We start from the raw sequence: 8474 nt of genomic DNA, 5'->3' as shown, positions 1-8474 counted from the left end.
GCACAAGCTAGTAAGACCCCTGAAAGACGATCAGGTAGATAGGACAGAGATGGAAGTGTGGTAACACATGTAGTTGACTGTTACTAATAGGTCGAGGGCTTAACCAAATGAAATGTCTAAATTCAATGTGTAGTTTTGAAGATACAACGTGAGAAGAACGTTCAATCGAAAGATTGGACGTTTTTGTGTTATATTACTATATTTCTTTTTAAGAATAAAACTAAATACAGATATGAAAATGAACAGATTTCTGTTAAAATAAGAGTAGGTATTATGTAACTTATGATGAAGCATAAGATGGTTATCTTAATCAGATAGGAGAGGGCTATGAAAAGATTAATTAAACGAAAAGACTTAAAAGAGAATATGATTATCTATGGAGATATATTAACTAGTTATGGGTCCGTTCTGGTTAATAGTGGAACAGTAGTAGATAAGCGTCTTCTAGAGTTATTAGAGAATAATAATATTTATGAAGTAAGAATTTTAGATACTACAAATGAAGACAAAATATTAGAAGGTGTAGAAACACATCTTAAAGAAATCCGTAAAACAGAAACCTTTAAAAAGATTAACCAAAAGTATACATTGTGTTACTCGAATATTGAAGGTCAATTTAATGATGTAATCAATCGCGAAAAAGAGATTGATAAAGAGGAGATTCTTGATGGAATAAATGATGTTTTGCAGAAAACAACGAATGCTAATGAATTGTTTGATGCTTTATATGGTATGCAATTGAAGCAGAATAGAATGTATATGCATAGTTTGAATACAGCATTAATTTCTAATATGTTAGCAAGATGGCTTAAGTTCCCAGAAAAAGAAATTGATGACATTACGCTTGCAGGACTATTTCATGATATAGGAATGCTGATGCTACCAGAAGAGATGTTAGAGAAAAGCGAAGATGAATACACGGAAGAAGATAGAGAAGTGCTAAAGAGACATACGATTTATGGATATCGTTATTTGATGAAACGTGAGCTTAATCGTCAAATCGGTCTTACAGCATTGTCGCATCATGAAAAGATTGATGGCTCGGGATATCCGTTACAAGTTATGGGACAAACAACATGTGAGTACTCAAAAATTGTAGCGATAGCAGACGCATACGATGAGTTGACATTGACAGAGGATGGAGCAAGAAATCCATTTTCATTAATCCATGAATTTGAAAAAGATGGTATGACAAAATATGATCCAAAGTATATAATGGTATTCTTGACTGGAATTATGGACACATATATGGGTTGTGATGTACTTCTAAGTGATAATCGAGTAGGAAGAATTATATATGTTAATAAAGCAGACTTGTCTAGGCCAACAGTAAGATGTGGTAATGAATATGTTAACTTAACGGAGAAAAAAGATATACAGATTATAAAATTTGTATAGTAAGTATGGAAAATAATTATGATAGAAAAGACTAATAACTGGAATTTGACAAAAGAATTCCAGTTATTTTTTTGATTAAAAATCTTATTTTGGTTGAATTAAAAGGGGTTTGCGCCATATGCGCACTTATGTTTGTGTAAATGTTTATCAAGACAAGATTTGTGGTCTTAGAATTTTAGCAAGAATGTACAAATTATCGCATGGTTGACAGTATATTTTCTATCGAGGCGTAGTTATAATTTGACTTAGAGAAGCATGAAAAAAAAATGTTTTCTAGAGGAGGAATAAACAGTGAAGTATGGACATTTTGATGTAGCAAATAAAGAATATTGTATTGATAGGGTAGACTTACCTACTTCTTGGACGAACTATCTAGGGGTGAAGGACTTTGTAGTAGTAGTAAATCATACTGCTGGTGGATATGCATTTTACAAATCCCCAGAATATCATCGTATCACAAGATTCAGAGGAAATAGTGTGCCAATGGATCGCCCAGGCCATTATGTGTATATCAGAGATGATCAATCAGAGGATTATTGGAGTGTTTCATGGCAACCAACAAATAAATCATTAGAGGAATATTCCTATTCATGTAGACATGGTATGTCATATTCTGTTTATGAATGTGAACATGACAAAATAAAAGCAAAACAAACATTAGTAGTGCCGATTAATGATAACGTAGAATTGTGGGATGTAACAATTAAGAACGAAGACGATAAAGTGAGAGAGTTAAGTCTATTTTCTTACTGTGAATTTTCATACCACCACATTATGATTGATAATCAAAATTATCAGATGAGTTTATACTGTGCAGGATCAAATTATGAGAATTCAATTATAGAATATGATTTATTCTATGAAGAGTTTGGATATCAATATTTTACAGCAACATTTGAACCAGACAGCTATGATTGTTTACGTGATAGTTTCTTAGGATTATATCATACAGAAAACAATCCGGTTGCAGTAGAACGTGGACAATGCAGCAATTCATCTGAATTAGGTAATAACCATTGTGGTTCTCTTCATAAGAAAATAACATTACAACCAGGAGAAGAAATAAGAGTTGTATATATGCTTGGTGAAGGAAACCGTGAAGAAGGAAAGAGAATTAGAGAAAAATATAGTGATTTAAAAAATGTTGATGCTGTATACACAGATTTAAAAAATTACTGGGATGAGAAATTCAAATGTTTACAAATACAAACACCAAATGAAGGAATGAATGTATTAATCAATACATGGAACTTATATCAATCTGAGATTAATGTAATGTTCTCAAGATTTGCATCTTTCATTGAATTAGGTGGAAGAACAGGATTAGGATTTAGAGATACGGCACAAGATGCAATGACAATTCCTCATTCGAACCCAACAAAATGTAAAGAAAGAATTATTCAATTATTACAAGGTACAGTATCAAAAGGATATGGTCTACATCTATTCCAGCCAGAATGGTTTGAAAAAGATGATAAAGAGAAAAAAGAACCATTTAAATCACCAACCGTTATACCAAAAGCAGGAAAAGATGATATTGTACATGGACTGGAAGATGCGTGTTCAGATGATGCATTGTGGTTAATTGCCTCAATTGTGGAGTATATAAAAGAAACAGGAGAAAATGAGCTTGTTGACCAGATGATTTCTTATGCAGATGGCGGAGAAGGTACCGTATATGAGCATATGGAGAAAATACTTGAATTCTCCTATGAACAAGTTGGTAACACGGGAATTTGTAAAGGTCTTAGAGCAGACTGGAATGACTGCTTAAATCTTGGTGGTGGAGAAAGTGCAATGGTATCTTTCCTTCATTACTGGGCACTTGATAAATTCATTGAATTATCAGAAATGCTAGGACGTAAAGAAGAAGTAGAAAAATATAGTAACATGGCACAAGAAGTAAAAGCTGTTTGTAATGATGTCCTTTGGGATGGCGATTGGTTTATTCGTGGTATTACAAAGGAAGGTAATAAGATTGGAACAAGTACAGATGTAGAAGGAAAAGTGCATCTTGAGTCCAATGCTTGGGCAGTACTATCTGGTGCAGCGAATACTGAAAATGCAACAAAAGCTATGGATAGTGTATATGAATATCTATTTACTCCTTATGGATTACAATTGAATGCACCATCTTATACAAAACCAAACGATTCTATCGGCTTTGTTACAAGAGTATATCCAGGATTAAAAGAGAATGGCGCAATATTCTCTCACCCAAATCCATGGGCATGGGCTGCAGAATGTATATTAGGACGTGGAGATCGTGCAATGGAACTTTATAATTCGTTATGTCCATATAACCAAAACGATATGATTGAAATAAGAGAGGCTGAGCCATATTCTTACTGCCAATTCGTAGTTGGTCCAGATCATACAGCATTTGGTAGAGCAAGACACCCATTTATGACAGGTTCTTCTGGTTGGGCGTATTTCTCAGCAACAAGATATATCTTAGGAATAAGACCAGGATTTGATTCTCTTGAAATTGATCCATGTATTCCAAGTGATTGGAAAGAATTCGATGTTACAAGAGTATGGCGAGGAGCTACTTTCAATATTCATGTAACGAATCCAGATGGAGTAATGAAAGGAATTAAAACAATAACAGTAGATGGAAATGAAGTAGAAAAAATCACGGCACAAGCACCAAATACAACTCACACAGTTGAGATAGTGATGGGATAATAAGATAAGCATAAGCGAGAGGAGCATGATAGAATGATAGAGTTTGGTACTGGTGGATGGCGTGCAATCATTGGTGATGAATTCACGAAAGCAAATATTCAACTATTAGCAAGAGCTATGGTAGAAAAGATGAAGGCAGAACAAGTAGAAGACGAAGGCATTGTTATTGGATATGACCGTCGATTTTTAGCAAAAGAGGCAATGCGATGGGCTGCACAAGTTTTCGCTGCGGAGGGAATTACAGCATATTTAATAAATCGTTCTGTACCAACACCATTAGTAATGTATTATGTGATGAGTCATGAGATGCATTATGGAATGATGGTAACAGCGAGTCATAATCCAGCAATATATAATGGAATTAAAGTATTTACACATGGTGGTCGTGATGCAAACGAAGAGCAGACAGCAGAAATAGAGAGCTACATTCATAAAGTTACAGCGGATTACGTTGTTGAGATGGATTATGAAGTAGCAAAAGAAGCTGGAAAAATAGTTGAGATATTCCCATTGAATGAGTACTTAGATAGTATTATTCAAGCGGTTGATATGAATGCAATACGTGAAAAAAATCTTAGAATTGCACTAGATCCTATGTATGGAGTAAGTGAAACTTCACTTAATATGCTTTTGCATACTGCTCGTTGTGATGTAAAAACAATACATGAACGTCATGATACATTGTTTGGTGGAAAATTACCTTCTCCATCGGCTGCAACATTAAGAAGTTTACAAAACACAGTAGTAGAAGGTCACTATGATATTGGTATAGCGACAGATGGTGATGCTGACCGTATCGGTATTATTGATGATACAGGTAGATTCCTGCATTCAAATGAAATACTAGTTGTGCTATATTATTATTTGACAAGATACAAAGGTTGGACAGGACCTGTAGTAAGAAATATAGCTACAACTCATATGCTTGATAAAGTAGCACATAGATTTGGTCAAGAATGTTATGAAGTTCCAGTTGGGTTTAAGCATATTTCAGCGAAGATGACAGAAACGAATGCTATTATTGGTGGAGAATCTTCAGGAGGATTGACAGTACAAGGTCATATTCATGGTAAAGATGGTATCTACGCAGCAATGTTACTTGTTGAGATGATTGCTATTACAGGTAAGAAGATATCCGAAATCAGCAAAGAAGTTGAAGAAGAGTTTGGAAGCAACTACATGGAAGAGCGTGATTATCATTTCTCAAGAGAGAAAAAAGATGCAATGTATCATCTGCTTATGGAAGAGAAACAAGTTCCAGAACTTCCATATGAAGTTGACCACTTATCTTATGAAGATGGAAGTAAAGTGTACTTTAAAAATGGTGGCTGGGTAATTAGCCGTTTTTCAGGAACAGAACCATTACTTCGTATATTCTGTGAAATGCCAACGCAAGAAGAAGCAAAGACAATCTGTGATATTTATGCGAATTTCCTAGATTTATAAGGATAAGAATACGTTGATTTCTAATTGTTAGTATGAGATAATTTATTATAAGAATTTAAATTTAGGTCGATGCAAGCATCGACCTATTTGTTATATACAAACTGGTAAAGAGGATTAGGAGGAGAGAGCTATGCAGATTGATTATGAAAAGATAAAAGAGAAAAAGAATTCATTACAATGGAGCATGATACGGATGCTTGTTCTATGTTGGTTGTTACCACTAGCATTACTAGCACTTATTATGCTGTTTTTTATGTCTACAAAACTTAATGGGCAGGTAGAGAATAATATACTATCTTCCTCGGATAAAGCAGTAGAGATCTGTCAGATGCAGATGGAGGAAGCTAGATTAGCCTCAAGAAATGCTTCATATATATCAACCATTCGTGATAGCTACTTTTCTTACTTAAAAGATAATGATAAGAGAAAATTCTATAATACAATCAATCAGTTTTTAGCGCAACAATATAAATATAATCAAAACTTTTTGAGCACAATGTTAATATTCTTGGATAAGCCACATGATGTATATTACACATATAGTAATGCAAAAGATGCGACCTATACGAGTGTAAGGGAATTCAAGAGGGTTGGATTAGCCAAGGTATTAGATATATCAGAAAATCTTGATACAAAGATAGAGTATACGAATATCGAAGGGCATTTGTATATGATACGTAACCTTGTGAAATCAAATTTTGAACCATATGCAGTAATCGTTATGGAGATTGATACAAACTCCATGTTTAAGAGTTTGAAAAGCATCTGGGGGTATGAGATAGGACAAATCTATATGGATGGAGAGCCGTTATTAGACACGGTAATGGACGACATTCTTACAGAGGAAGAATTTACAACGACGACAAATAGTAGTATCTATATTAATAGAGAGTCAAAGGATTATGTATACGAAGTTAATAAGTTAGAGGAGCATAAATTTACTTATGTAATGCAGTTAGATTCCAATGCAATTATAAAGGAACTTGATTGGGTAACGTATATTGGTTTAATACTATTGTTGTTTATGATTCCGTTAGTAATTATGGTTATGGCATTCTTTAACCGAAAAGTTACAAAACCAATAAAAGCACTTGTAGAGGCATCACATAATATTACAAATCAAAAGTATGGATACCAAGTAGCAAAGTTGAGCAAAAGTTATGAATTTGATTATTTAGCTAACGTTTTTAATCAAATGTCATTGGAACTACAGTATCAGTTTGAGCAGATATATCTGGAAGAACTAGCATTAAGAGATGCGAGAATAGAGGCACTACAGTCACAGATTAATCCACATTTCCTTAATAATACGTTAGAGATTGTTAACTGGGAGGCAAGGCTTGGAGGAAATGAGCGTGTAAGCGGTATGATAGAAGCACTATCCACAATGCTTAATGCTACAATGAATCGAAAAAACAAGCATATGATAACCTTGGAGGAAGAGCTAACATACGTTGACTCCTATCTTTATATTATTAAACAAAGATTTCAGGATAAATTTGAGATAGAGAAAAATATTGATGAACATTTACTAAGTTATCAAGTACCAAGATTAGTAATACAGCCAATTGTTGAAAATGCAGTAGATCATGGTACAAGTACATTAAGGCAAGGAAAGGTTACAATATCAATCTATGAAGAAATTGATGGAATTGTTGTTGAAGTTGAGGATAGCGGAACGCTAACAGACGAGGATAGCAGAAGAATTGCAGAGATATTAAAGATTGAAGGAAAACTAAGTGGAAAGCTAAGTTCAGAAACAAGTTTAAGTGTAGGAATCCGAAATGTGAATCAGCGCTTGAAGATTATATATGGGGAAAGTTACGGCTTAGATATACGGAATAATGAGAGTGGACATACACTTAGCACAATCCGAATTGGCAAAGCTGGACGACATCACAATATTATACAATAAAGAGCAATGAGAATCATTAACCTTTTGGTGGAATTGTACTATTATATATGTAGATGATTTGTACATGCTATTCAGTCATCACTACCTGAGTAGGGAATTTCATGTATCGTTTGTATAAAATGCATGAAAAATCCGAGCTTGAATATTATTTGGCCGATACACTTTTATTAAAACAAAAAATCGACTAAGTAATAACCAAGATGCAATTTCATCAATAAAAAAAGGGAGGACTACAAAATGAAGAAAGTTATATCAGTTATGCTAGTTTTAGTACTTACATTATCATTAGCAGCATGTGGAAAGAACAACACAAAGGACACAACAGAAGCAGGTAAAAATGAGGCAACGAAAAAGGCCGTATCAATCAATGTTACAACAACTTATGCTGGTAATGATGGAAATGCCCAGAACTTCCAAGATGCAGTGAAAGCTTGGGAAAAAGAAACAGGTAATAAAGTTAATGACTCATCAGCAACATCAGATGAAACATTCAAAGCTCGTGTATTAGCTGACTTCGAAGCTGGAGCAGAACCAGATGTACTATTCTTTTTCAATGGTGTAGATTCTAACACTCTTGTAGAAGGAAACAAAGTAGTATCAATTGATGAAATCAGAAAAGAATATCCTAACTATGCAAGCAATATGAAAGATGGTATGCTTGGAGCTTCTCCAGTAGATGGAAAGAACTATTCAGTTCCTGTTAATGGTTACTGGGAAGGTATGTTTGTTAATAAAGAAGTAATCGCAGCAGCAGGAGTTAAGATGCCAGATGCAACAACTACTTGGGAAGAATTTTTAGATATTTGTCAACAAATTAAAGATGCAGGTTATACACCAATTGCAGCATCTTTAGCAACAATCCCTCATTATTGGTTTGAATTCTGTATCTTTAATCACTTGGATACTGCTTCACATAACGTATTACCAGGTTCTACAACAGATATGCAAGGTCAAGCTTGGATTGATGGTTTAGGCGATATTAAAACATTATATGAAAAAGGATATTTCCCAGATAACACACTTACTG

At 34.2% G+C, this 8474-nt stretch carries 5 protein-coding genes and 1 rRNA gene; all 6 read left to right on the top strand.

The window, feature by feature from the left end:
• Positions 1-107, top strand: a 23S ribosomal RNA gene (locus tag RMR19_RS11030); the annotation flags it as partial.
• A gap of 220 nt (positions 108-327) precedes the next feature.
• Positions 328-1398: an HD-GYP domain-containing protein gene (locus RMR19_RS11025; RefSeq protein WP_310603543.1), complete on the top strand. Its 1071-nt coding sequence runs from the start codon at positions 328-330 to the stop codon at positions 1396-1398.
• Between the two features lie 291 nt (positions 1399-1689).
• Complete coding sequence (locus RMR19_RS11020) at positions 1690-4086, top strand: GH36-type glycosyl hydrolase domain-containing protein (RefSeq protein ID WP_310603542.1); 2397 nt, start codon at positions 1690-1692, stop codon at positions 4084-4086.
• Between the two features lie 33 nt (positions 4087-4119).
• A complete protein-coding gene (locus RMR19_RS11015) occupies positions 4120-5532 on the top strand; it encodes a phosphoglucomutase/phosphomannomutase family protein (RefSeq protein ID WP_310603541.1) in 1413 nt (470 codons plus the stop codon).
• 130 nt (positions 5533-5662) lie between these two features.
• Positions 5663-7447: a sensor histidine kinase gene (locus tag RMR19_RS11010; protein WP_310603540.1), complete on the top strand. Its 1785-nt coding sequence runs from the start codon at positions 5663-5665 to the stop codon at positions 7445-7447.
• A 237-nt stretch (positions 7448-7684) separates the two neighbouring features.
• A partial coding sequence (locus RMR19_RS11005) for an ABC transporter substrate-binding protein (protein WP_310603539.1) occupies positions 7685-8474 on the top strand: 790 nt, incomplete at its 3' end.

This window comes from Anaerosporobacter sp. (assembly GCF_031551385.1).
Lineage (GTDB): Bacteria > Bacillota > Clostridia > Lachnospirales > Lachnospiraceae > Anaerosporobacter.
The sequence above is the reverse complement of the archived record's forward strand: the minus strand, read 5'-3'. Positions and strand labels throughout refer to the sequence as shown.

Coding starts and splice junctions, on each gene's coding strand:
- RMR19_RS11025 (WP_310603543.1), top strand. CDS start 328: ATGAAAAGATTAATTAAACGAAAAGACTTAAAAGAGAATATGATTATC.
- RMR19_RS11015 (WP_310603541.1), top strand. CDS start 4,120: ATGATAGAGTTTGGTACTGGTGGATGGCGTGCAATCATTGGTGATGAA.
- RMR19_RS11010 (WP_310603540.1), top strand. CDS start 5,663: ATGCAGATTGATTATGAAAAGATAAAAGAGAAAAAGAATTCATTACAA.